General features: G+C 46.2%; 9 protein-coding genes. 3 read left to right on the top strand and 6 right to left on the bottom strand.

Annotated features, from left to right (window positions below):
• Nucleotides 1–62: 62 nt before the first annotated feature.
• Nucleotides 63–20837 carry a retention module-containing protein gene (locus OH459_RS18135; protein ID WP_269987932.1) on the bottom strand — a complete coding sequence of 6925 codons (20775 nt, stop codon included), beginning with the start codon at nucleotides 20835–20837 and terminating at the stop codon, nucleotides 63–65.
• Nucleotides 20838–21118: 281 nt separating this feature from the next.
• Nucleotides 21119–21382: a hypothetical protein gene (locus OH459_RS18130; protein ID WP_005453751.1), complete on the bottom strand. Its 264-nt coding sequence runs from the start codon at nucleotides 21380–21382 to the stop codon at nucleotides 21119–21121.
• A 322-nt stretch (nucleotides 21383–21704) separates the two neighbouring features.
• Between OH459_RS18130 and OH459_RS18125 the strand changes: the two genes are divergently transcribed.
• Nucleotides 21705–21953, top strand: a complete 249-nt coding sequence (locus OH459_RS18125) for a YgjV family protein (RefSeq protein ID WP_009696088.1) — start codon at nucleotides 21705–21707, stop codon at nucleotides 21951–21953.
• Nucleotides 21954–22075: 122 nt separating this feature from the next.
• Here the strand turns inward: OH459_RS18125 and OH459_RS18120 are convergent, their stop codons facing one another.
• Genes OH459_RS18120 through OH459_RS18110 form a run of 3 tightly spaced genes read right to left on the bottom strand, consistent with a single transcriptional unit; the run spans nucleotide 22076 to nucleotide 23277 of the window.
• A complete protein-coding gene (locus OH459_RS18120; protein ID WP_005453747.1) occupies nucleotides 22076–22318 on the bottom strand; it encodes a hypothetical protein in 243 nt (80 codons plus the stop codon).
• A gap of 41 nt (nucleotides 22319–22359) precedes the next feature.
• Entirely contained in the window at nucleotides 22360–22575 is a 216-nt protein-coding gene (locus OH459_RS18115) for a DUF3820 family protein (protein ID WP_005433583.1), read from the bottom strand.
• A gap of 3 nt (nucleotides 22576–22578) precedes the next feature.
• A complete protein-coding gene (locus OH459_RS18110) occupies nucleotides 22579–23277 on the bottom strand; it encodes a DUF3313 domain-containing protein (RefSeq protein WP_269987928.1) in 699 nt (232 codons plus the stop codon).
• Between the two features lie 161 nt (nucleotides 23278–23438).
• On the opposite strand from OH459_RS18110, the gene OH459_RS18105 reads away from it, so the two are divergent.
• The gene (locus OH459_RS18105) at nucleotides 23439–23747 is read left to right on the top strand and encodes a cysteine-rich CWC family protein (protein ID WP_054823794.1); all 309 of its coding nucleotides are present in this window, start codon (nucleotides 23439–23441) and stop codon (nucleotides 23745–23747) included.
• Nucleotides 23748–23807: 60 nt separating this feature from the next.
• Here OH459_RS18105 and OH459_RS18100 read toward each other — a convergent pair whose 3' ends face one another.
• Nucleotides 23808–24152, bottom strand: a complete 345-nt coding sequence (locus OH459_RS18100; RefSeq protein WP_005442588.1) for a HopJ type III effector protein — start codon at nucleotides 24150–24152, stop codon at nucleotides 23808–23810.
• Nucleotides 24153–24650: 498 nt separating this feature from the next.
• Here OH459_RS18100 and OH459_RS18095 point away from each other — a divergent pair, with 498 nt between their 5' ends.
• A complete protein-coding gene (locus OH459_RS18095) occupies nucleotides 24651–26420 on the top strand; it encodes a choice-of-anchor I family protein (RefSeq protein WP_269987925.1) in 1770 nt (589 codons plus the stop codon).
• Nucleotides 26421–26486: the final 66 nt, after the last annotated feature.

Genomic DNA, 26486 nt, shown 5'->3' with positions numbered 1-26486 from the left:
AAACTGAACACAAAAAAGCGCGATAACTCTATGAGCTATCGCGCTTTTGCTTTTACACTCGTTTAACCATTGGCAAGAACGTTATTATTCAACAATGACTCAACAATTTCATTAGAGGTTAACCCATTGAAATCAATTGAATCACCTAGATGTTCAACCACGATAGTTTGATGAACATTGGCATCGGTCGTGATGTTCAATGACACAGCCTCTGTTGACGCATCGTAGTCTGCAGAGATATGACTCAACAAATCATCCATATCGATCATTGGGCTACTTAGGTCAGAAATTACTTCGCGTAGGTCGATACTGTCTTCGTTAAGGGTGAAGTCCGTAATGGTATCAATCGCCCCCTCATCTACAGAATCGATTGTCCATTTAAAGATATCACTACCATCACCACCAGTGAGGATATCGGAACCCAAACCGCCGATAAGGACGTCATCACCATCACCACCAACGATCAGGTCGTCACCGTCACCACCAGTTAAGCTAATGCCCGTATCGCCACCAGCGAGGTAACTGTCATCCGATGCGCTCGATTGATCAATGTCGTCTCCATCGCTGCTAACATCTAAACTAATTTGAACGGGTGATGATTGCGCTTCATCGCCATTAGATTCGGTTGATACCGCCGTTACGGAGATATCGTAACTACCCACATCAATACCGTTGTTTGTATCCGTTGCGACAATTTGCAGTGTATCAATCTCATCACTTGGAACCGTCCATGTTGTGCCATCAAACGTAATGTTTGACGGCGCAATACCACTGGTCACGTTCGCACTCGCGGGTACGCCGGTTAATTCAAGAGATAGCACTTCATCAATATCCGTCAGTGCCGCCATGATACCGACAATGGCTAAACCTTGAGCACTCGCCGTTTGGCTCGCCGCAATTTGACGAATGTAGTTAAACTGAGGGTCAATACCTAATGTCGGAGCGTCAGCTACCGGTGTCACGTTGATAGCAAAGTTCTGGTTTGCCTCTAGCGCCATGCCCGCTGTATTCTCAAAGTAGACGCCATTATCTTCGACTTTGACAGACAACGAGATAGAAGCCGCGTTAACGTCTCCTGCATCCACAAATACACCTTCAGCAGCATCCGTTGCCCCAAGAACGGCACTAATATTGTCAGGCGTCCCCATAAGAATAACTTCACCCGCCATCCCATTTCCAACAGTGACACCACTGCCCGCAGGTGGCTCAACACGAACATCGCCTTCGGTCAAGCTGAGTGTTACTGTCATAATTTCGTTCGCTTGTGCACCTGTAAAATCGATATCACTGACACTGATACCTGTGATTTTCTGCCCATCTGCTTCATTAATGGTATCCGTAACCGATGTTGCCATAATTTGTGGTGCATCATTGGTAGCTTCAACATTAATCACTGCTGTGCCAGCGACCGTAATTGGGTCTGGTGAACCATTGGTCGTACCATCGTCGGTGATTTCGTAGGTAAAATTCACATCTCCGAAGAAGTTTGAAGCAGGTTCAAACGTCCATTCCGTTGCGCTCACTTGAGTTAAAACGCCGTCAGTAGGATTAGCGAGAGCAAGGTTACTAATGGTCAGGTTGTCCGATTCAGGATCCGTGGCATTACTTAACAATTCTGTCGCCGTAATTGTCACGGTACCGCCATCTTCTTCCGCACTGCTCAGCGTCACTTCAGAAGTCACTGGTGCATCATTGACTTTCGTCACCTCAAAGGTTGCTGTTCCTGACGCAGTCTGTGGGTCCGAGGCGCCATTGGTTGTACCATCATCGGTAATGTCGTAAGTCAGATTTACTGTGCCGTTGTAACCTGGCGCTGGTGTAAAAGACCATGTACCCGCAATGCTATCAAAGGTGAGTGAACCACTACTTGGATCAACCAATTGCACGTTACTTACAGTCAAGGTGTCGTTTTCAATGTCAGATGCGTTAACGAGCAGATCGGCTTGAGTAATTTCGACCGCCGAACTGTCTTCAGCTATGTCAGAGAGCGCAACTTGTGATGTGGTTGGTGCATCATTCACTTCCGTTACATTGAATGAAGCGGTGCCATTTACCGACTTAGGATCCAATGCGCCGTCTGTCGTACCATCATCTGTTATCGTGTAGGTGAGCTCGACTGGACCGTTATAATCCGACGCTGGCGTGAACTCCCACTCTCCCGTCACATTGTTAAAATTCACGCTACCAGCGTTTGGATCCGTCACCTGCACATTACTTACTGTGAGGTTGTCGTTTTCAATATCCGTCGCGTTCGCAATTAGGTCTGCTTCAGAAATAGAGAATACGCCACTGTCTTCTTCGATATCCGGCAAGGTAACTGGTGTTGTCTCTGGTGTATCATTGACCTCAGTCACTTCGATATTAAAGCTAGTGCTGTTGGTATTGAGTGTGTCATCGACGCCACTGATCACTAGACCTTCGTTACCTTGGTCATCGACAGTAACGCCAACGGTAACGTCACCAAAGAAGTTCAAATCAGGGTTGAACTCTATCAAACCATTGGCAATAGCATTGTTGAGATCAGCCACTGTCCCTTTCAATTCAAGAGTATCAGAGCCATCACCTTGCACGGTTAAGTTGTAAGTAGTGACAAGAGCAGGGTCCAGAACCAATGTTCCGCTATCGGCCGTCACATCCAATACGTACTCAGCACTCGGATCATCCAAAACGGCATCAACATCCGAAACACTAAAGCCATCAAGGAGTAATGGTGTGTCTTCCGGCGTTTCAACATCTACGGTATTAACGAATTCAGGACGGTCGTTAATCGCCTCAACCTCAACATTCACATCAAATTGCTGTGGAGTGCCTAAGCTTTGGCTTCCATCTAGACCGGTATCCACGGCTTGAACTTTAAACTCAAGCGTACCATTCCAAGAGTTATCGTTACGATCACCCGAATTGAAGACCACTTTATCCAAATCTTGTGCATCGATTTCTAGGACGAATACACCACTGCCTTGGTTCACAAACTGAGTACCATCTGCCAGTGCAATGGTTGCACCATCTGGCACGTTTGAAATTTCGACGCGAAGTGTTTCTGGGTCATTTTCTTGATACGTTGCACCATCACCAATCGACTCTTTATTGTCGACCACTAGAGCATTTATGTTGATATCGATGTCTTCGCCTTCGTTACCTGACACAAGCGTATCTGGGTTAACGTCGACATCATCACCAATTGGGTCAATCACAACTTTGAAATTACCAGTATGTTCAGTAGGAACTTTAAGTAATTCTTCCTGCGTAAAGACTGTAATTCCGATCTCCGCTTCACCACTGAAGTTTTTCGGCGGTTGAATTTGAATAGCGCTGAGATCAACTGACGTTTGCGTCAAGTCTTTCAACTGAATACTCCACTCTCCGCCGCCATTGTTCTTCACGGTGTAATCAGGAGAATTTGAAGTGACGATAAAGTCAGTCGGTAAACCCGTCAGTTTCAGCGATACAAACTGTTCCGAACCATCATTGTCATTCAGGCTCACTGACACACCAGAGCCTGATTGCGCTAAGGAAATCAACGTATCTTCATCGCCCGTCACCACTATAGGCTGAGTTGGATCGGCACCGCTAATAGTGATGTCATCCACAACAGGAGTGATTTCAAATGACACACTGTCGGTGAAGTTGCGTACGTCCGTATCATCACCCGGGTTTGCCAATGTAGTCTGGTCAATAACTGCAGTATCGGTGATCTCGCCTTCAATATTGATTTGAACCGTATTTTGACCACCACCGACAGGGTAGTTTTCTTTCGGTTTAAACAACACCTCATCAAGTGCACCTGCCGCAATCTCAGCAGCATTAAACTCAATGCTTGTACCAAGTGGATTGCCATTTGCATCAACAAACTCACCCAGTGTTGTATCGGCAACCGTAAGCTTCACGTTAGTGAGCGTTTCTTGTCCTGCTTGAAGGTTGTTACGGTCGTCAGCAAAATCAACGTTCAAATTCAACTGAATCAAGCCATCTTCGTAGCCAACACCATCGTTCGTTGGAACATCGCTATTGAGGTCATTAACCGGTTGTTTGTTAGCATCAAGGCCAAGTGTGCCAGTGATGTCGACCGTCACATCAGGAGTGACGTCGCTATCAAGAGGTTGATCAACAGAGGCCCCTGGTACGTCTGCAACGGGTAGGATCTGAACAGGAAGTGACTCAAGCGTTGAGTTTTCGTCACCGGACTGCGTGTCAGTCGTTACAAATAGTACTGGTAGGGTAAAGTCTCCCGCCCAGTCTTCTGCCACACGTAGAGTGAGACCGTCCAAACCAGTGATATTTCCACTTGCATCAACCGTCGCTTGGAACACATATTTGCCATTAACAAAGTCGACATCGGTACCACCAATAACAAGACCTGGCGGTACACTTGGAGATGTTGGGTCTATCACTAACGTCAGCACGTCTTCTACTGTGTCGCCATTTAGGGTGCTGACTTTCGATGCCAACTGAACACCTAAATCAATGACATTGTCTTCACTACCATCAATTTGGACCGTGTTATCAAGCTCTATATCAGCCGCTACACTAGTTTGAGGCGTGATATCAGTTGGGAACTCCAGTGTGATATCGGTTTGTCGCGTGACGGTTGCGTCGACTTCTGACGCATCCTCACCTAAATCGTTAACTTGAGCATAGATGGCAAGGCCAATCGAAGAGATTCCACCGTTTGCTCCGTCATCCGTGTTGTCGTTTGGCGTCAAATCTAAACCAGCAGGCGCAATGATTGAGAAGTTCTCTTCATCGGTAATAGTCCAACGACCACCGCCTTCGTTAGAAGCACCAATAATAACTAATTGATTCAAGATCTCTGGAGAAGTATTACTAAACTGCACCACAAGTTGGGTGACCACTTCATCTGAAGAGTTATCGAACTCCTGATACTTGATAATATTTGCATCAGCAGAACCACCGGTCGCAGTATTAATAGTGAAATCAATTCGTCCCTGAGTATCGGACTGTACCGTGTCAGTAACACCGCCTGTACCTTCAACAAGAAGACGTGTTTGACCTGAAACTGGACCGGTTAAATCTTCTGGCTCAACCACTGGGTTAACTTGAACCTTGACCGTACCATTGATGACCGTTGATGCTATGCCCTCGCCCGGATTACCCGAATCTACGTATTCAGCATCAATTTCCTTCACCGTCACTTGCGTGCTCAAATCAAAGTCTAGACTAGAGTCTTGCTCCAATTGCACCTGAATGTATCCGTCTTGGGTTATTCGCGCCGAGAAATCTTGCTCTGACTCATTGGTTCCCGGCGTCAACGTGATGCTGCCACCTGTTACCGTTTGAGCAACACCACCAACATATACGGTGCTGCCATTCGGGAAGCCACTGATGGTTAGCTCGGCAAAGAATTCGTCCGCATCCGGACTTTGTGTTGCAGTTGGCTCCCAATCGATATTGATGCGAGTATCTTCATTACCTTCAGAGCTCACCACATAGTTGTCTTGAGCATCAATAACTGGTGCCACTTTAACGCGGATCTCACCCGCCACAGAGCGAGTATGACCATCGTTTTCTGTCACGATAGTGGTCGCCGTGATCGTGATATTTTCCGTAGATGAGGTTTCAGGTCGAATCACAATACCTGAATTCACATTTGCGTCCGTAATGTTCGCTTCGTAAATCGGTTCACCAGCACCATCGTATCCAACAAACGTCAAATCGATGGATGAGCCATCACTATCAAACAGTTCAACACCGTCAGGAATGTTCGACAGAAGAACCGTAATGGTTTCTGAGCTGTCTGCAGGGTTATCCTTCAGTTCTCCGGAAACCACGCTAAATGCAAGATCGACTTGACCATTTTCGTCAATGGTAGCTTCGATACCACGAACGTTACCATCATCAAAAACACTCCAAACCCCAGTTTTATCGTTCAGCTCAATGTCCGGGATATCAGCAACACCTTTGACTGAAACGATCACTGACTGGGTACCTAATGAGCGGATATCCTGCGCGGCGCCAGAAGAAAGTGATGCGTTGTCTTTCACAATACCTTCGACATCGAAAGTGAAGTCTTCGTTGCTGTGAATTGGAGGAAGCACCTCAACATCCGCTAGATTCGCTTCTGGAATTTCGTAATACAGAACATTGCCACCAGAGTCAGTAACAACGTTGATTTGGCTTGGGTTACCGCTATCAAGCCACACTAAGGTGACACCATCAATTGAGAAGTTATCGATGCGCACAAACAGCTCTTCCGAGCCATCTATATCTGCAGAAGGCGTCATCTTAATCACTTCACTGAGTTGAAGTGGATCATGATCTGTCACTGGGTCTACGGTGTCTTGCGTTCTCGCGTTGTCCTCAAAAATATTAATGCGGTTAACAGTAAAACTACCGGCATCAGCAACCGGATTCACGTCAATCACAATTTCTTCTGTCACAGAGCGAGCGGTATCTTTACCAGCAAGCGGGTTATTCCCTTCCGTCGTAATCGCTGTCACATCGATTTTAATCTGACCGGAGAAGTTATCTGCAGGATCAACCTGGACTTCACCAATTCGGTTTGCGTCAACAAGATATTTACCACCCACTTCTGGGATAGCGGAACCATCTGAGTACACAAGTGTTGCGCTAGCACCACCTTCAGTAAATACAAGCTCATAGGCTATTGCTTCCGGATTACTGTTATCTTGCGTTTCAGCTTCAATGTTTAATGAGACGTTGTTAGCATCCTCATCAACCGTATACGCAAAGTCACTGGTCCCTTTCCACGTAGCAATATCCGCAACAGCATCCACCTCAATATCTAAACGACCATCAACAAAGTGATCTCTTACGCCGTTGTTGAGGATTTCAATACGAATACGAGGGTCAACACCTGCTGCATCTGTTGAAGCATGGCGGTCAGGAACGAAATATAGATTATCGAGTGACACAAGTTCGCCGTTGAACGACTGCTCGACATTCGCACCATCCAAAATAACATTGTTACCGCTAGTCGTTAGCGCCACATAGCTACCAGTAGCACTATCTAGGTAGAAGAAAGTACCTTCGTAACTGTTCGCGTCACGAATAATGATATCGCCTAAACTCTCATTACGATCGATATCATGCAGATCAATAACGAGGTCCACTTTTGCAGGAGTGATATCTAACGTTGACAGGTTGTCTTGTGTATTCGCTGAATCAACACCAGCGACAACACCACCGCGCCCTTGGTCCTCAAACGCGGTTACTGTCGATGTTTTAATTTCAGCATTTCTATCTCTTACCGAAATATCTACATCTGCATCACTTGTATCACCATCACCATCGGTAGCAACAACGTTGACAGTGAAATCAATAGAATCTGTTTCGGTATGATCTAAGTCGTCGTTAGGGCGGAATGTCACACGACCATTAGTGCGAACAATCAAAACACCGATTTCGGCATCGACACCATCTAATACTTTATGGACTGAGACGGTTTGATTACTACCATTGAGGTCAACTGAGCTGGAGTCAACACCATTCTGCTTGAAGTAAATTCCGGAATTGTCCGCTGAGAAAGAGGTAATTTGCGCACCATCTGCGCCAAGATCATCGTCGCCTTCTACTGGGTCTCTAAACAAGCGAACCGTGCGTCCACTTTGACCTTCAACACGTGAAATCGATGCGTCATATAACGTTGGGACGTCATCGGTTATGGTTACAGGTAAATTAATGCCCGCAGTATCTCCATCCACGTCTGTAGCAAAGACAGGCAGGTCGAGGATTAAAGTGTCTTCACCCTGCACAGAATGGTCAAGGACACCTTCAAGCGTAAACTTGTAAGAGCCGTCTGCATTGAGTACCAAGGTGAACACGGAGCTGCCATTTGGCGTTTGTCCTTGATAGGTGTAGTTATTATTGCTTACCCCAGTTTGTACCAGAGTCACCGCTAACCCACCCGAAGTGACACCAGGAATAGGATTCGAAGTCAGATCAAGCTGATAAGAAACAACCGTATCTGCCCCCTCAACCGTATCAAAATTGCCAGTTGCTTCTAAGCTATCTTTACCCGTTGCTTGAGAGCCATTGGTTAAGTCGTCTTCATCCACGGCAAGCGCATCCGCCGATTTAATTTCTGGAATGTCATCCACTATGGTGATCGGTAGATTAAGTGAAGCAGACGTATCACCGTCATAATCGGTGACCGTGATTGGAATATCGATCGTTAGCGTGTTCTCACCTTGAACCACCGCATGATCGAGCGGACCCAATAACTCAAATTGATAACTGTCGTTATTCGCATCGAGTGTCAGCGTGAAGATTTGCGTTGAAGTTCCCGCAATGACGGCTTCATAACCTGTCACACCACCGGCAGAAGGCAATGGCTTCAGCTCAAGATCTAAACCGTTCGAAGTTAGTCCAGATACCACCGCATCAAGATCTGAGATTTGATAACTAACAATCTCATCCGCACCGTCGACAACGTCAAAACCACCATCAAGTACGCGAGAATCACCACTAGTGGTATCCGAGCCTCCTGGCAAATCATCTTCATCCACTGTTTGTTCGCTTGTGTCCGCGACTTTGATAATCGCCGGGACATCATCCACAACGGTGATTGGTAAGGTAATGTTGTTTGAGACATCACCATCAAAATCGGTCGCATTAACAGGGAAGTTAATCACTAGCGAGTTTTGGTCGCTGCCTGATGGATGGTCCAAAGCCCCCAATAACTCGAATTCATAACTGTCTGCAGAGCCATTAAGCGTTAGTTTAAATACTGTGTCGGTTGTCCCTTGGACGTAAGCACGATACTCAACGACACCGTTAGCATTAGAGAATTCAACCAACTCAAGGGATTGACCTCCTGATTTTAGTCCTGAAACAGGCGATGTTAAGCTATCTAATTGGAAACTCACGATAGAGTCAGCGCCGTCAGTAACATCGAAGTTACCGCCAATAACATTGGATTCAGGCGTGGTATCTGAACCTTCACTTGGGATGTCATCTTCATCCACTGACAAGATGCTACCAGGACGAATGGCATCAATCGTTGGCTTATCATCCACAATGGTAACAGGCAACGTTGCTGTAATCGTATCGTTATCGCCATCTGTAATATGAACAGGAAGATTCAATAATATTTGGTCTGAGTTAACCGCATGATCAAGTTGACCAGACAGTTCGAAGTCGTATTTACCATCTTGGTGGAGTGTTAAGGTAAAGACCGTTACTCCATTCGCAGTTTGGCCAATGTAGACAAGTGCATCTGCCGTTGACGCGCTTGCATCCGGTGAAATGGTGACATCCTCCCCACCCGATTTCAGGTTTGGAACTGGATTTGTGCTCAGATCCAAAACAAACGAATCAATACCATCGGCACTGGTTACTTCAAACTCACCGGATACGGTCAAAGGCTCTTTCGGCGAATCTGAACCCAAAGGAAGGTCATCTTCGTCAACTTGCAAGCTATCAATTTGCGTAACGACTGGAACATCATCCACTACCGAAATCGGCAACGTAAACACTGGTGACGTATCGCCATCGTTGTCTGTCGCTGTAACAGGAAGGTCAATAACAATGGTGTTTTGCTGATTACCATCTGGATGATCAAGTGGTTTTTGTAGGTCAAACTCATAAGAGTTATCTGTCGCATCTAACGTCAGCTCAAATACCACCTCTGCTGGGTTACCAGCAATGCCTTGGTAAACATTGACCCCATTGAGACTTGAACTCAACACAAGAGAGATAGGCTGACCATCAGACATTAATGATGCAACCGGCGTGGTCAAATCGCTAAGCTGGATAGAGGCAACTTGATCTGCGCCTTCATTGATATCCAGCGTGCCTGTGATGACAGTATCTTCGGCACTTGCCGCGTCAGTGCCTGCCGGCAAGTCATCTTCATCCACGATCTGCTCGCTGCCAGCCACTACGCCATCAATGATTGGAACATCATCGACAACCGTAATCGGTAGCAATTGCGTATTAGAAACATCACCATCAAAGTCGGTCGCTTGGATAGGTAAATTGATGACGAGCTGGTTTTCTCCGTCCGCATCAGGATGGTCTAGCGCACCAAGCAAATCAAACTGATAGCTGTCATCCGATGCATCAAGCGTAACGCGGAAAATTGGTGTCGTGGTCCCATCAATACGCGCTTCATAAACAGAAACACCGCCTGAATTAGAGACTTCAACCATCACTAGGTCTTGCCCTCCAGACTGTAAACCTTGAACTGGAGAATTTAGATCGGACACCTCATACTCAACGATACTGTCAGAACCATCATTCGCGATAAAGTTACCCGTAATGCTATTCGATTGAGCACCATCAGATCCTATCGTTGGAATGTCATCTTCATCCACTGTTTGCGTGCTGGTATCAATAATACCGCCAAGTATCGGTTTATCGTCCACAATCGTGACAGGAAGCGTTTCAGATGATGTATCACCATCAAAGTCGGTCGCAATGATCGGGAAGTCAATCTGCAAACTATCACTGTTGGTCGCATGGTCAAGTGGACCTTGCAAGGTGAACGTATAGCTACCGTCAGGCTTAACAACTAATTCAAATACAGCACTACCATTAGCCGTGGCTGTGTAGGTATAACTGCCATCAAGATTAGCGGTCTCAGCAAGTGTTACGTCATTACCTTGAGATTTCAGCCCTGCAACCGGATCTGCCGTCGTATCTAATTGATACTTCACTACGCCGTCAGAACCTTCTGTGGTCGTGAACATGCCTGACATAAAGGCGTCGTCGTTTTGGTCAGAACCAATGGTTGTGATGTCATCTTCATCGACAGTGAGTGCATCAACATCAGTAACGGTTGGCTTGTCGTCCACAATCGTAACAGGAATGGTTGCCGTTGAAGTATCGCCGTCAAAATCCGTAGCGACGATTGGGAAATTGAGGATCAATTCATCACTATTCGGCGTATGGTCAATCGGACCTTGCAACGTGAAGTTATAGCTGCCATCAGTATTAACCGTTAGCGTAAATACTGCATTCACCCCAGCTGTCGCCACATAAGTGAAGCTGCCATCAGGGTTAGCGGTTTCATTGAGAGTAACGTCAACACCTTGCGATTTCAGTCCAGCGACAGGGGTTGCAGAACCATCTAGTTGATAGCTCACCACACCATCTGAGCCTTGAGTCGTCGTAAAGTTGCCATCAATGGAAACCGGATTACTTTGGTCGGAACCGATACTCGCTAGGTCATCTTCGTCCACACTGATTGCATCTACATCAGTAATGTTGGGTTTGTCGTCCACAATCGTAACAGGGATCGTTGCTGTCGAAGTATCGCCATCAAAATCTGTCGCAATGATTGGGAAATTGAGGATCAACTCATCACTGTTTGGCGCATGGTCAATCGGTCCCTGCAACGTAAAGTTATAGCTGCCGTCAGCATTAACGGTAAGCGTAAATACCGCGTTAGCGCCTGCTGTCGCTTCATACGTAAAGCTACCATCTGGGTTTGCTGTTTCCGCTAGTGTCACGTCGACACCTTGCGATTTCAGTCCAGCGACAGGGTTTGCAGAACCATCTAATTGATAGCTCACCACACCATCTGAGCCTTGCGTCGTCGTAAAGTTACCATTGATTGAAATTGGGTCTGAACCATCCGAACCAACACTCGCCAAATCGTCTTCATCGACAGAAATCGTATCTACGTCAGTGATGGTTGGCTTATCATCGACGATGGTGACTGGGATACTTACCGTTGACGTATCACCATCAAAATCGGTCGCAATGATTGGGAAATTGAGGAGCAACTCATCGCTGTTTGGTGCATGGTCGATTGGACCTTGCAGCGTAAAGTTATAGCTGCCGTCGGTATTAACGGTAAGCGTGAATACCGCGTTAGCACCGGCTGTCGCTTCATAGGTAAAGCTGCCATCTGGGTTTGCAGTTTCCGCTAGTGTCACGTCGACACCTTGCGATTTTAAACCATCAACTGGTGTTGCAGAGCCATCAAGCTGATAGCTCACCACACCGTCTGAGCCTTGCGTCGTCGTGAAGTTGCCACCAATTGAAATTGGGTCTGAACCATCCGAGCCAATGCTCGCCAAATCGTCTTCATCCACCGAAATCGCATCTACGTCAGTGATGGTTGGCTTATCATCGACGATGGTGACTGGGATACTTACCGTTGACGTATCACCATCAAAATCGGTCGCAATGATTGGGAAATTGAGGAGCAACTCATCACTGTTTGGCGCATGGTCGATTGGACCTTGCAGCGTAAAGTTATAGCTGCCATCAGTATTAACGGTAAGCGTGAATACCGCGTTAGCGCCTGCTGTCGCCTCATAGGTAAAGCTGCCATCTGGGTTTGCAGTTTCCGCTAGTGTCACGTCGACACCTTGCGATTTCAGACCATCAACCGGTGTTGCAGAGCTGTCTAGTTGGTAACTCACTACTCGGTCTGAGCCTTGCGTCGTCGTAAAGTTGCCATCAATAGAAACCGGATTACTTTGGTCTGAGCCAATACTCGCTAAATCGTCCTCGTCCACACTGATCGCATCAACATCAGTGATGGTTGGCTTATCATCGACGATGGTGACTGGGATACTTACCGTTGACGTATCACCATCAAAATCGGTCGCAATGATTGGGAAGTTAAGGATCAGCTCATCGCTGTTTGGCGCATGGTCGATTGGACCTTGCAGCGTAAAATTGTAGCTACCATCTGGGTTTACCGTCAGCCTAAAGACCGCACTGGTCCCTGCTGTCGCTTCATACGTAAAGCTGCCATCTGGGTTTGCGGTTTCCGCTAGTGTCACGTCGACACCTTGCGATTTCAAACCATCAACTGGCGTTGCAGAGCCATCAAGCTGATAGCTCACCACTCGGTCTGAGCCTTGCGTCGTCGTAAAGTTACCACCAATGGAAACCGGATTACTTTGGTCTGAACCGATAGTCGCTAAATCGTCCTCGTCCACGCTGATTGCGTCAACGTCAGTAATGGTTGGCTTATCATCCACAATCGTGACTGGAATGGTTGCCGTTGTGCTATCACCGTCAAAATCAGTAGCGATGATTGGGAAATTGAGGATCAATTCATCACTGTTTGGCGCGTGGTCAATTGGGCCTTGTAGCGTGAAGTTATAGCTGCCATCGGTGTTGACCGTTAACGTAAAGACCGCATTGCTCCCAGCGGTCGCTTCATACGTGAAGCTACCATCAGGGTTTGCAGTCTCGTTCAGAACAACGTCGACACCTTGTGATTTCAAACCATCAACTGGTGTTGCAGAGCTGTCTAGTTGGTAACTCACCACGCGATCTGAACCTTGCGTCGTCGTGAAGTTACCATCAATGGAAACCGGATTACTTTGGTCTGAACCGATAGTCGCTAAATCGTCCTCATCCACGCTGATTGCGTCTACATCAGCAATCGTTGGCTTGTCGTCAACAATCGTAACCGGAATCGTTGCCGTTGTGCTATCACCATCAAAATCGGTCGCGATAATTGGGAAATTGAGGATCAACTCATCACTGTTTGCAGCATGGTCAATCGGACCTTGTAACGTGAAGTTATAGCTGCCATCTGGGTTCACCGTCAGAGTGAATACGGGATTTGCCCCTGCTGTCGCTTCATAAGTGAAGCTACCGTCTGGGTTAGCCGTTTCGTTTAGACTAACGTCGACTCCTTGCGACTTCAAACCATCGACTGGCGTTGCAGCGCCCTCAAGCTGATAGCTCACCACTCGGTCAGAGCCCTGCGTCGTCGTAAAGTTACCATTGATTGAAATTGGATCTGAACCATCCGAACCAACGCTCGCCAAATCGTCTTCATCGACAGAAATCGCATCGACATCAGTAATGACCGGCTTGTCGTCCACAATCGTGACAGGAATCGTTGCCGTTGTTATATCGCTGTCAAAATCGGTCGCAATAATCGGGAAATTAAGGATCAACTCATCGCTGTTTGGAGCGTGATCGATTGGGCCTTGCAGCGTGAAATTGTAGCTGCCATCGGTGTTAACCTTCAGCGTAAAGACTGCATTTGCGCCTGCTGTCGCTTCATAAGTGAAGCTACCATCTGGGTTTGCCGTTTCATTCAGAACGACGTCGACACCTTGCGATTTCAAGCCACCAACTGGTGTTGCAGAGCTATCTAGTTGGTAGCTCACCACTCGGTCAGAGCCTTGTGTCGTCGTAAAGTTACCATCAATGGAAACCGGATTGCTTTGGTCTGAGCCAATAGCCGCTAAATCGTCCTCGTCCACGCTGATTGCGTCAACATCGGTGATGGTTGGCTTATCATCAACGATGGTAACTGGGATGCTGACTGTTGACGTATCCCCATCAAAATCTGTTGCTGTAATTGGGAAGTTAAGAACCAACTCATCACTGTTTGATGCATGGTCGATCGGACCTTGCAGCGTAAAATTGTAGCTGCCATCTGGGTTCACCGTCAGAGTGAATACGGGATTTGCTCCAGCTGTCGCTTCATAAGTAAAGCTACCGTCTGGGTTTGCCGTTTCATTCAGAACGACGTCGACACCTTGCGATTTCAAACCATCAACTGGTGTTGCAGAGCTATCTAACTGGTAGCTCACTACTCGGTCTGAACCTTGCGTCGTCGTAAAGTTACCATTAATGGAAACCGGATTGCTTTGGTCCGAGCCAATACTCGCTAAATCATCTTCATCGACAGAAATCGCATCAACATCAGTAATGGTTGGCTTATCATCAACAATCGTGACTGGGATGCTGACTGTTGACGTATCCCCATCAAAATCTGTTGCTGTAATTGGGAAATTAAGGATCAACTCATCACTGTTTGGTGCATGGTCGATCGGACCTTGCAGCGTAAAGTTGTAGCTGCCATCGGTATTGACCGTTAACGTAAACACCGAGTTAGCACCCGCTGTTGCCTCATAAGTAAAGCTACCATCTGGGTTTGCAGTTTCATTCAGAGTGACGTCAACACCTTGCGACTTCAAACCATCAACTGGTGTTGCAGAGCTTTCTAGTTGGTAGCTCACTACTCGGTCTGAGCCCTGTGTGGTAGTGAAGTTTCCGTCAATTGAAACCGGGGCAGAGCCATCTGAACCGATCGGCGCTAAATCATCTTCATCAACAGAAATCGCATCGACATCAGTAATGACCGGCTTGTCGTCCACAATCGTAACTGGGATAGTCGCGATTGTTGTATCACCGTCAAAGTCTGTCGCTATGATTGGAAAGTTGAGGATCAACTCGTCACTGTTTGGAGCGTGATCAATTGGACCTTGCAGGGTGAAGTTGTAGCTACCGTCAGTGTTTACCGTCAGCGTAAAGACCGCGTTAGTGCCTGCTGTCGCTTCATAAGTGAAACTACCGTCTGGATTTGCGGTTTCCGCCAATGTGACATTGACACCTTGCGATTTCAGACCATCGACAGGAGTTGCAGAACCGTCTAACTGGTAGCTCACCACCCGGTCAGAGCCTTGCGTCGTCGTGAAGTTGCCATCAATTGAAACTGGGTCTGTGCCATCTGAACCAATCGTCGCTAAATCATCTTCATCAACAGAAATCGCATCTAAGTCAGTAATGGTTGGCTTGTCGTCTACAATCGTGACAGGAATCGTTGCCGTTGTACTATCACCGTCAAAGTCTGTCGCAATGATTGGGAAGTTGAGGATCAATTCATCGCTGTTTGGCGCATGATCGATTGGTCCCTGCAAGGTAAAGTTATAGCTACCATCGGTATTAACGGTAAGCGTGAATACCGCATTTGCACCCGCTGTCGCTTCATAAGTGAAACTACCATCAGGATTTGCGGTTTCCGCCAATGTTACATCGACACCTTGCGATTTCAGACCATCGACAGGTGTTGCAGAACCGTCAAGCTGGTAGCTCACCACGCGGTCAGAACCTTGTGTCGTCGTGAAGTTACCATCAATTGAAGTTGGCTCGGAGCCATCTGAACCAATACTGGCTAAATCATCTTCGTCAACAGAGATCGCATCGGCATCAGTAATGGTTGGCTTGTCATCTACGATGCTAACTGGAATCGTGGCTGTCGAGGTATCGCCGTCAAAATCGGTCGCAATAATTGGAAAATTGAGAGTCAACTCATCACTGTTTGCAGCATGGTCAATCGGACCTTGCAATGTGAAGTTATAGCTGCCATTGGTATTAACGGTAAGCGTGAATACTGCATTTGCACCCGCAGTTGCCTCATAAGTAAAGCTACCATCTGGGTTTGCAGTTTCCGCCAATGTTACATCGATACCTTGCGATGTCAGACCATCAACTGGCGTGGCAGAACCATCAAGCTGGTAGCTCACCACTCGGTCAGAACCTTGTGTCGTCGTGAAGTTACCATCAATTGAAACTGGTTCGGAGCCATCTGAACCAATACTTACTAAGTCATCTTCGTCAACAGAAAGCGCATCAACGTCAGTAATTGTCGGCTTATCATCCACAATCGTGACAGGGATGCTTAAGGTAGAAGTATCCCCATCAAAATCGGTCGCAATGATTGGGAAGTTAAGGAGTAATTCATCACCGTTTGGCGCGTGATCAATTGAACCTTGCAGGGTGAAGTTATAGCTGCCATCGGTGTTCACCGTCAGCGTAAAGACCGCATTCGCCCCTGCTGTAGCCTCATAAGTGAAGCTACCATCTGGATTCGCGGTTTCCTCTAACGTGACGTCGACACCTTGCGATTTCAGACCATCAACTGGCGTGGCAGAACCATCAAGCTGGTAGCTCACCACGCGGTCGGAACCTTGTGTCGTCGTGAAGTTACCATCAATTGAAACTGGTTCGGAGCCATCTGAGCCGATACTTGCTAGGTCATCTTCGTCAACAGAAATCGCATCAACATCAGTAATGGTTGGCTTATCATCCACAATCGTGACTGGGATGCTTACGGTTGACGTATCACCATCAAAATCGGTCGCCGTAATTGGGAAATTGAGAACCAACTCATCGCTGTTTGCAGCATGATCAATCGGACCTTGCAGGGTGAAGTTATAACTGCCATCGGTTTTAACGGTAAGCGTGAATACTGCATTTGCACCCGCTGTCGCCTCGTATGTGAAGCTGCCATCTGGGTTCGCAGTTTCCACCAATGTCACGTCGACACCTTGCGATTTCAGACCGTCAACTGGCGTTGCAGAACCATCAAGCTGGTAGCTAACCACTCGGTCGGAACCTTGTGTCGTCGTGAAGTTACCATCAATTGAAACTGGTTCGGAGCCATCTGAGCCGATACTTGCTAGGTCATCTTCATCGACAGAAATCGCATCTACGTCTGTGATTATTGGTTTATCATCGATGATAGTCACTGGAATGCTTACGGTTGACGTATCACCATCAAAATCGGTCGCCGTAATTGGGAAATTGAGAACCAACTCATCGCTATTTGGCGCGTGGTCAATTGGACCTTGTAGCGTAAAATTGTAGCTGCCATCTGGGTTCACCGTCAGAGTGAATACGGGATTTGCCCCAGCTGTCGCTTCATAAGTAAAGCTACCGTCTGGATTAGCCGTTTCGTTTAGACTGACGTCGACTCCTTGCGACTTCAAACCATCGACTGGCGTTGCAGCACTATCTAATTGATAACTTACTACTCGGTCGGAACCTTGTGTTGTCGTAAAGTTACCATCAATTGAAACTGGATTGCTTTGGTCTGAGCCGGTACTCGCTAAATCATCTTCATCGACAGAGATCGCATCTACATCAGTAATCGTCGGCTTGTCATCCACAATCGTTACTGGAATGGTTGCCGTTGTACTATCACCGTCAAAGTCTGTCGCAATGATTGGGAAGTTGAGGATCAACTCATCACTGTTTGGCGCATGATCGATTGGACCTTGCAGCGTAAAGTTATAGCTGCCATCTGTATTAACGGTAAGCGTGAATACCGCGTTAGCACCTGCTGTCGCTTCATACGTAAAGCTACCATCTGGGTTTACTATTTCATTCAGAGTGACGTCAACACCTTGCGACTTCAAACCATCAACTGGCGTTGCAGCGCTATCTAATTGATAACTTACTACTCGGTCAGAACCTTGTGTCGTCGTGAAATTGCCATCAATGGAAATTGGACTGCTTTGGTCTGAGCCGATACTCGCTAGGTCATCTTCATCGACAGAAAGCGCAACGACGTCGGCAATGGTCGGCTGATCATCTACGATGGTAACCGGAATTGTTGCTGTAGAGGTATCGCCATCGAAGTCTGTCGCAATGATTGGGAAATTGAGGATCAGCTCATCACTGCTCGAAGCATGGTCGATTGGACCTTGCAGCGTGAAGTTGTAGCTACCATCGGTGTTCACCGTCAGCGTAAAGACCGCATTTGCACCCGCCGTCGCTTCATAAGTGAAACTACCATCTGGGTTTGCTGTTTCCGCTAACGTCACATCAACGCCTTGTGATTTCAAACCGTCGACTGGCGTTGCAGAATTATCGAGCTGGTAACTCACCACTCGGTCAGAACCTTGTGTTGTAGTGAAGTTGCCATCGATAGAAACCGGATTACTTTGGTCTGAACCAATACTTGCTAAATCATCTTCATCGACAGAGATGGCACCGGCATCAGTAATCGTTGGCTTGTCGTCTACAATCGTGACAGGAATCGTTGCCGTCGAGGTATCGCCATCAAAATCTGTCGCTATAACTGGGAAATTGAGGAGCAATTCATCACTGTTTGGCGCGTGGTCAATTGGACCTTGTAGCGTGAAGTTATAACTGCCATCGGTGTTGACCGTTAACGTAAAGACCGCATTGGTCCCAGCGCTCGCTTCATACGTGAAGCTGCCATCAGGGTTGGCAGTCTCGTTCAGAACGACGTCGACACCTTGTGATTTCAAACCATCAACTGGCGTCGCAGATCCATCAAGCTGGTAGCTCACCACTCGGTCGGAGCCTTGTGTCGTCGTGAAGTTACCACCAACTGAAATTGGTTCGGAGCCATCTGAACCAATTGACGCTAAATCATCTTCATCAACTGACAAGGCAACTACATCATCAATCGTAGGTGTGTCATCTTGGACTTGAATGACAATCTGAGCAGCTTCAGGTGTATTCGAGCCAGCGGTAATAGATGAGCGGTCTCCGTCGGCGTCCACTGCATAGACTGGCAAAGAAAACGTTAGAGAATCATTATTACTGCCAGTGTGATCCAACTGCTCATATAGATTAAACTGGTATTCACCAAGATCCGGAGAGTCAACCGTCACATCAAAGACCGTGATGCGATTACCACCCAGTTCGATATACCCTTCATAAGTACGAACGCCATTGCTCTCGGAGGTTTGTTCCAGTTGAACAACTTGCCCTTGAGATTGCAGCTCTCCAGAGTTATTAAATTCGCTCGGTTCTAATTCATAATGGTCGACAATGTCACTGCCAACAGAAGTCGTAATAGATCCAACACCACTGGTAATCACAGCCCCTTCTTGAGAGCCTTGATCTACGCCCGCTTCGTCTAAAGATAGCCCTGTCACGTTTTCGATAACTGGATTGTTGCCATCAGAAATGGTCAGGCTGAACGTATTAGCAGTGATGTCCTGGTCAAAATCAACAATGGTGGTAGGCAGGGAAAGCACAATGGTATCGTCGGCATTACTCTGCTCTAGCGGTTTGAACTGCTCGAATTGATACGTACCATCTGTGTTGAGGCTTATCGATAAAACCGTTTCGTTAGAACCGGCGATAGATAAAATAATGGTGCTGCCGTCATCGGATAGTGTTGCTTCTGTTGCTTGGTTGTCACTAAGCAAACCATTAAACTGGCTCAAGCCTTCTTGGTTAAAAGAGACAGAAGATAGCTGATCACTGCCAATATCGACAAAGCTCCCTGTAATAGGTGCTGAAGAAGACTCAACATTTTCAAACGCGATGTCTTGCGAACTTGGGTTATCACCATCAATCACAGTGGTTGTAAAATCCACTGGAGCTAGAATACTGTTACCACCTACATCTGCACCCGTAATGTCAAATGCAATGCTAATTTGGTCGCCAGCGATAGAGACTTGTCCATCCGCTATCGAAGGTAAATGATCAATACCTTGGCTAATTGTCGTGGTGACTTCAAGTTCTGCATCTAAACCTAACGACGTTGCATCAATTTCAATACGAAGAACTTCGTTACTACCTTGAGTACCGATGATCGCATTTTGGTTTTCATCATAGACAAATGAAACGGCAACACCACCGGAGGTGATATCCGCGTTTAACTCTGCCAGTAAAGATGCAAGAGATGCGGCCTCAGGTACAAAGGAGTCTGTATCAAGTGCGAGATCAGCGGCGCCAACCACCACAGTTGAAGAAATAGTTTGAGGGTAAGTAGAGAGAGAAATAGAGCCTTCTGTTACTTGAGAAGACAGCGTTTGACCGCCATCAGCAAAGATGGTGACATTAATGCCATCCAAATCTTCATCAGTTTCAGTGTCGGTTGTTGGAGCGGAGGTTTCAAAAAAGGTCGAAGCAAGAATTTCAGGGTTATTGTATTCAATGGTGACAAAACCCGCATTTGCCGATCCCGCACCGCCACCACCACCTGGACCAGCAGCAGTAGCTTCAAGAATAGCCGTTGGGTCGGCGCCTTCTAAAATAGCTTGTTGAATCGCAGCGACATCTTCTTCACCGAATTCAGCATCACCAGTTGCGGTTGGGTCAACGTTAACCTTGCCATCAACAGGCGCTACGACAAGCGCATCACTAGAGTCTTGTTCAGGACTTGAGGTTGGTATGCAAGCAACACAATTCTCATCAACGAGATAAAGTGCCCCCTCAGCAATAACCTCCAGAGCAGCACCATTTTCCGTGATGACCACCTCATCAGGAAATAAAATATCCCCAACTTTTACTTCTCTAACATTCCCTTCTGGGGTTAAAGCGTAAACACTACCTTTGACAGCATCAACAACTACTTCCTGCGGCACAGTTTGTGTACTCATCTGACCCCCGCTCATTGCCTAACGTCTTTACGAAAGACCTTTATAAATTATTTTAGTTTATCGAAATGTGATGCGCATTAGCTCACAATGCTGATTTAACTAACAATCAACTCAATAAACAATCAAATTTTGAACATTCAATACGCTTTAGACATGTTATCTGTGTTTCATCACAACAATGGCATTTGTCACCATGGCAATACATTACATAACCATATGAAAACATAAGCCTATTAATTAAAGCTTAGACCTTAATTGTAAAAAGTAGAAACCAGCAGATTTTAAGCGGTAAACATCATCCCGCCAGTACCGATAAGAAGCGGTAAAAAGGCAAATAAGATGTCATAAGAAGAGGAGCGTTTTGCAAGTCGAATAAGGAATGGAGAAGAGAAAAACATCACCATAAGGTATTGGACAACATAGTCAGAAGGGATAAGAAGTAGCATCAACACATGTGTTAAAACGTGAAGAATCACGCCCCATGTATGAGGTTTAGTACGCATCATTAGAGCAAACGAAAACAAGAAACTGATGGCTACTGGCATAATATCGACTTAGTTGTAAATAATTCTCATTTGCAATAGTATGCGATAATTCTTATTTCTTCAACTTTGTTTTATCTATTGGTGACATCGTTATTATCAATCAACATAATAAGTAAAATTATCAATGATTTTTTTCCTAAACGTTTGCGTAATCGCTAACCTTCTCTTAACCTTGATTTGAGGCTTTCATCACGGTTTTTCCATTGCTATAGTTCACCCATCAAAACGAACAAGACCATTCGAGGCATGGAGCTTCCTCGTTAATCTCAAGATGAGAAGAAGTGGTACCGACAGAATTCGGCAGATTTAAGAGGGTCAAATAATGGAAATGAATATGGTTGAGATTCTAGGCTACGCGGCTTCAATCATGGTTGCAATCTCACTAACTATGAAAGATATCGTTAAGCTTCGTATCCTTAACTTTATCGGCTGTGCGCTTTTCACAGCTTACGGTTTGATGATTGATTCATGGCCAGTAGTACTAACAAACGGCTTTATTGCATGTGTTAACGTGTACTTCCTTGCGAAAATGCAACAGGAAAAAAAAAGCCTAGCGCCTGAAAAAGCCTAGTAAAAACGAATTAAGAAAGCCCGTAAGCGTGATGCTACGGGCTTTTTTGTGCGTTCTAGATCGCGAAAAAGTATCAAAGAAGCCAATAAGCCAGACATAAAAAGCCCTGCTCCATTCGCTTATTACTTGGGCTGGAGCCCCGTCTTCTGCGCAAACTCTTGCATTGCCTCAGCAAACGTTGTGGTTCCGCCTTTAGCTTGGACCTGAATCACCTTATACCCCATCTTTTCCAACGCTTGACGTTCTGCCAAAACCGCTTTGTCATCTTGCTGACTGCCCTTTGCAGGTTGATGAAGGTAGCACCCTTCTAGTTGACCATCTTCGACCAGTTGGTGGTGTTTCAGTGCATTAATATCAAAATTCATGGTAATTCTTTAAATCAAAAATAGGGAGTTTCTGTGGCAGGTTACATGCGCTTTAAAGGCTTAACAACACTGTCCAAGCCTTCAATTTTAAGTGCGAGGCAGAGCTTTAGCAGTTCGCCTAACTCCCCTTCCGGAAAACCTTTTTTATCAAACCAGAGTAGGTATTCTTCTGGAAGATCAATAAGAACACGCCCAGCGTATTTGCCAAACGGCATTTGCATTCGAGCGAGTTTAATAAGGTTTTCTTTTTCTAACATATACTACGGAGTCTGTTGGGATAAATCTTGGCTAAGAGTAACACCCAAGCGATCGACCCACCAGTTAATTGCGTCTTTAGCATCGTCTAAAGAGTCAATCATGGTTGAGAAGTCTTTGTTTCCTGCTTGACGATCAATCGCCGCGAACAAAGGCGCATCACACTCAGAATCGCTCACCAGTAACTCCACCGTCGCTGAGCCTACATTGGTGTGCTCACCTGTCGTTATTTTTGAGATGGTAGAAATCCCCAAGCCAACCGGCAGAATGCTTGAGGTGACAGCAAGAACGGGATTCGGCGTTTCCACATTACTTACCGCAATGCTCAAGCGAAGTGTTTTTTCACCGGGTTGGTCGACAATCTTTTTGACGGGTGAGATGCGCGCTTTTAGCTGATCGACCATGTATGTCGTCAATTCATTGATTTCTTCATCATCCAGCTCAGATTCTTGAACCACAACCATCACTCGATCAATCACTACGCTGTCGTATTCATCCATTTTCTCTTTCAAACGAGTAGCATCGCGCAAGCCTGCTCTCGCCCAAACGAGATCGACCCCACCCTCTGGACCAGGACGAAAATCTTTATAACTGGTGAATTTCGTCGCACTGACGACGGGGCCACCAGCACATCCACTCAAGATGAAACCCAGAGATACAACTACCGTCGCCTTAAACAAGCGCTCAACCAATGACTTAAACATACCAACTCCTCAAACTTTGAATATACAGTTTATCATTCCATATAAATTTGACCAGTATTTATTCACTCAATAGCTATTTTGTTGAGTCAAGGATAGAGATTCGCGAAGTATCATTTCATGTTAAAGTACGCCGCTTACTGGAAAGCATAACGAGAAAAATAATGAAGTCACCTTGCCGCGCAGCCTGTAAAAATAACGGCGGAATCTGTTCTGGCTGCCACCGAACCATGGAAGAAATCGTGCAGTGGAAAGATAAGTCTGATGCTCAACGAGACGCGATCATCGAGCAATTGGTAGGAAATGACTCAACCCACTCTTGCCCTGAGTGTGGCACGAATGCGCACTGCGATATTGCTGCGGGGAAAGAGACGTGCTGGTGCTTTGATATTGAGACCAGAGATTTACCAAAACCAGATGCGGGGCAGCTTTGTTTGTGTCGTAAATGTTTGGAGAAAAAGCCAGTCGCCTAGCCTATCGAATATAGGACATATCGGACTGGCTATCATTGAAATGAAGGTAAGTTCTGCGAACTATTTCTGCGCTAACGCTTGGGATTCAAACTTCACACCATCCCAACCTGTCACCATAAAGTTACGAATGTTTTGATGGTCGTTGTTCTCTGGATGTGCCAATACGTCTTCACGGTAGAAGCGACCAAAACACGCCAACGTTGCTTCTTTGCTTAGGTTGTTCAATTGACCAAAAGCGAAGATCTTACACGAGCCGTTGTTCTCACCGGCATTATTCTGCGTTTCACCATTCACAAAAGCCGCTGGCGTAAACGCGTAGTTTGCCTCAATGGCTGCCATTGTCGTTTCAAATTCTACTGTCTCAGGTGATGCCGCTAGCGCATCCAAAAATTCTTTAAGTTCCATTATTTTTAGTTCCTAGTGTCTTTTCATCTCAAGTGTTCGACATACGTTCAGATTAAAACTGACACATTTGTTTCATCAAAAGCCAATACAAGAGTCATAAATAATAAATATATTCAGAGCCTTATTTAGGGGCTGTTGACCTTTCGAGCTGATTTTTGCAGCGAATTGTTGGACATTTATACAAGGCTGAGACTTTGCTATGTAGCTAGCCTACATGAGAAGTCGATAACGCGGTAGAAATGACCAACAAACGCTGCCCGGAGGGTTCGGCTAAAATCGTTTCATGCTTTGTTAAGGAGTATTTGCTTAGAACGACTAGGCGACACTCTCCTTGCCTCGCCTAAAACGATTTTATCTCGAACAAAATTTAACCGCGAAAGATCAACAGCCCCTCATAACACTTCAATCAATGCGCTATTCCTCACTGTTGTAGTGAATGAATAGATATCTAATTTAGGTGCATTGAGCAACATTGTATCTGCTTAATAAGGAAATATCATGACCACCCCATTTAAGGCAATAGGCGTATTGGCATTATCTTCACTTGCCATCGCATGTTCATCTCAACCTGACGATTCTCTCTCTTCGTTTGCAGCCCAATGTAAAGCACCAGTAGCACCTGTTGCTGGAGAGACATCCATTCAAGGTTTGACCTTTATGGGAACGTCTATCGCTGACGCACCGTTCGACACATCGGCAGCAGAAATCGTTCAATATGATGCGTGTACTGACAAGCTTTACGTGGTCAACGCTCAAGCAAAGCGTGTCGATGTACTTTCTATGGATGACAACGGCGCACCAACGCAAACCGCATTCATCGATCTCAACAGCGCAGGTGAAGCGGCAGGCGTTGAAATTGGTGCGGCAAACAGCGTTGCAGTCTTTAATGGTTTAGTCGCTGTAGCGATTGAAAACAGCAATAAGCAGGCGAATGGCATTGTTGGCTTGTACCGCTCGGATGATTTGTCGCTTATCACCACCTTCCCTACTGGCGCATTGCCAGACATGGTTGGCTTCTCAAAAGATGGCAGATACATTGCGACAGCAAACGAAGGTGAGCCAAATGGTGACTACAGTGTCGATCCAGAAGGCAGCATCACATTAATCGACTTGAGCCAAGGCGTAAAACAAGCAGAAGTCACGCAGATTGGTTTCAATGAGTTTGATGGTGCACGTAAGTCTGAGTTGCCTGCTGATGTTCGAATCTCTGGTCCAAATGCCACAGTGGCGCAAGATCTAGAACCGGAATACCTCACCTTTGCTGAAAACGGTAAAATCTACGTTGCGCTGCAAGAAAACAACGCGATGGCAATTGTAAACCCTGAAAGCAAATCGGTAGAGAAAATTGTTGGTCTGGGCGAGAAATCTTGGTCTGATTCAAAACTGGATGCTTCGAACAAAGACAAAATCATTGGCAACTTTAAGAGCTACCCACAGCTGGTTGGTCTGTATATGCCAGATACCCTCGACAGCTACTCGGTAGATGGTAAAACTTACATCCTCTCTGCCAACGAAGGTGACGGTCGTGAATATGGCTTCAAAACAACACAAGCTCTATGTGACCAAGCAGGCTTTAAGTGGGATGAAGACGATTACCTCGGTACAGATGAATATACTTCTGAACAAGGCACCTGTTTAAGCCATGTTGATGAAGTGCGCGGTAAGAAGCTAAAAGTTGCGGCAGATCACCCGCTGGCAGAGGCGCTAAAAGACAACAAGCAACTCGCGCGTCTAAAAGTGATTAAGCCAGAAAAAACGCTTTCTGCGCAAGACAATGTTCAAGCCTTTGGCGCGCGTTCGTTCTCTATTTGGGATGAAAACGGTGAGTTGGTTTTCGATAGTGGTGACGATTTCGCGACCATCGCATTAATGAATGAAGGCAAGAACTTCAACAGCACCAATGATAGCAATGACAGCGGTGATGACCGCAGCGACGACAAAGGCATTGAGCCAGAGGCAATTGAAGTGGCACAAATCAACGGTCGTCATTACGCGTTCATCGGCTTGGAACGTCAAGGCGGCATCATGATTTATGACATCACAGACCCGAAACAAGCGCAGTTCCTGCATTACGTAAACCGTCGTGATTATAACCAGCCAGTTTGTACAGAAGTGGAAGACGGCGAGTGTGCGAACGACACTTACAATCCGAAAGCAGGTGATTTGGCGCCAGAGTCAATCAACTACTTTGCTCGTAACGGACAACACTTTATCGCAGTAGGCAATGAAGTTTCAGGCACGACATCTGTGTTTCGAATTGAGCTTTAATACCCACTCTTCAAGACGACAAAACTAAAAGTAAAGCGCCCGAACTTTAGTCCGGACGCTTTTTGT

It is taken from the genome of Vibrio sp. MM46 (assembly GCF_027587135.1).
GTDB lineage: Bacteria > Pseudomonadota > Gammaproteobacteria > Enterobacterales > Vibrionaceae > Vibrio > Vibrio harveyi.
The sequence above is the reverse complement of the archived record's forward strand: the minus strand, read 5'-3'. Positions and strand labels throughout refer to the sequence as shown.

What these genes read in the sequence shown, in the direction of transcription:
- OH459_RS18135 (WP_269987932.1), bottom strand. Translation starts at nt 20,837, where the DNA reads ATGAGTACACAAACTGTGCCGCAGGAAGTAGTTGTTGATGCTGTCAAA.
- OH459_RS18130 (WP_005453751.1), bottom strand. Translation starts at nt 21,382, where the DNA reads ATGCCAGTAGCCATCAGTTTCTTGTTTTCGTTTGCTCTAATGATGCGT.
- OH459_RS18125 (WP_009696088.1), top strand. Translation starts at nt 21,705, where the DNA reads ATGGAAATGAATATGGTTGAGATTCTAGGCTACGCGGCTTCAATCATG.
- OH459_RS18120 (WP_005453747.1), bottom strand. Translation starts at nt 22,318, where the DNA reads ATGAATTTTGATATTAATGCACTGAAACACCACCAACTGGTCGAAGAT.
- OH459_RS18115 (WP_005433583.1), bottom strand. Translation starts at nt 22,575, where the DNA reads ATGTTAGAAAAAGAAAACCTTATTAAACTCGCTCGAATGCAAATGCCG.
- OH459_RS18110 (WP_269987928.1), bottom strand. Translation starts at nt 23,277, where the DNA reads ATGTTTAAGTCATTGGTTGAGCGCTTGTTTAAGGCGACGGTAGTTGTA.
- OH459_RS18105 (WP_054823794.1), top strand. Translation starts at nt 23,439, where the DNA reads ATGAAGTCACCTTGCCGCGCAGCCTGTAAAAATAACGGCGGAATCTGT.
- OH459_RS18100 (WP_005442588.1), bottom strand. Translation starts at nt 24,152, where the DNA reads ATGGAACTTAAAGAATTTTTGGATGCGCTAGCGGCATCACCTGAGACA.
- OH459_RS18095 (WP_269987925.1), top strand. Translation starts at nt 24,651, where the DNA reads ATGACCACCCCATTTAAGGCAATAGGCGTATTGGCATTATCTTCACTT.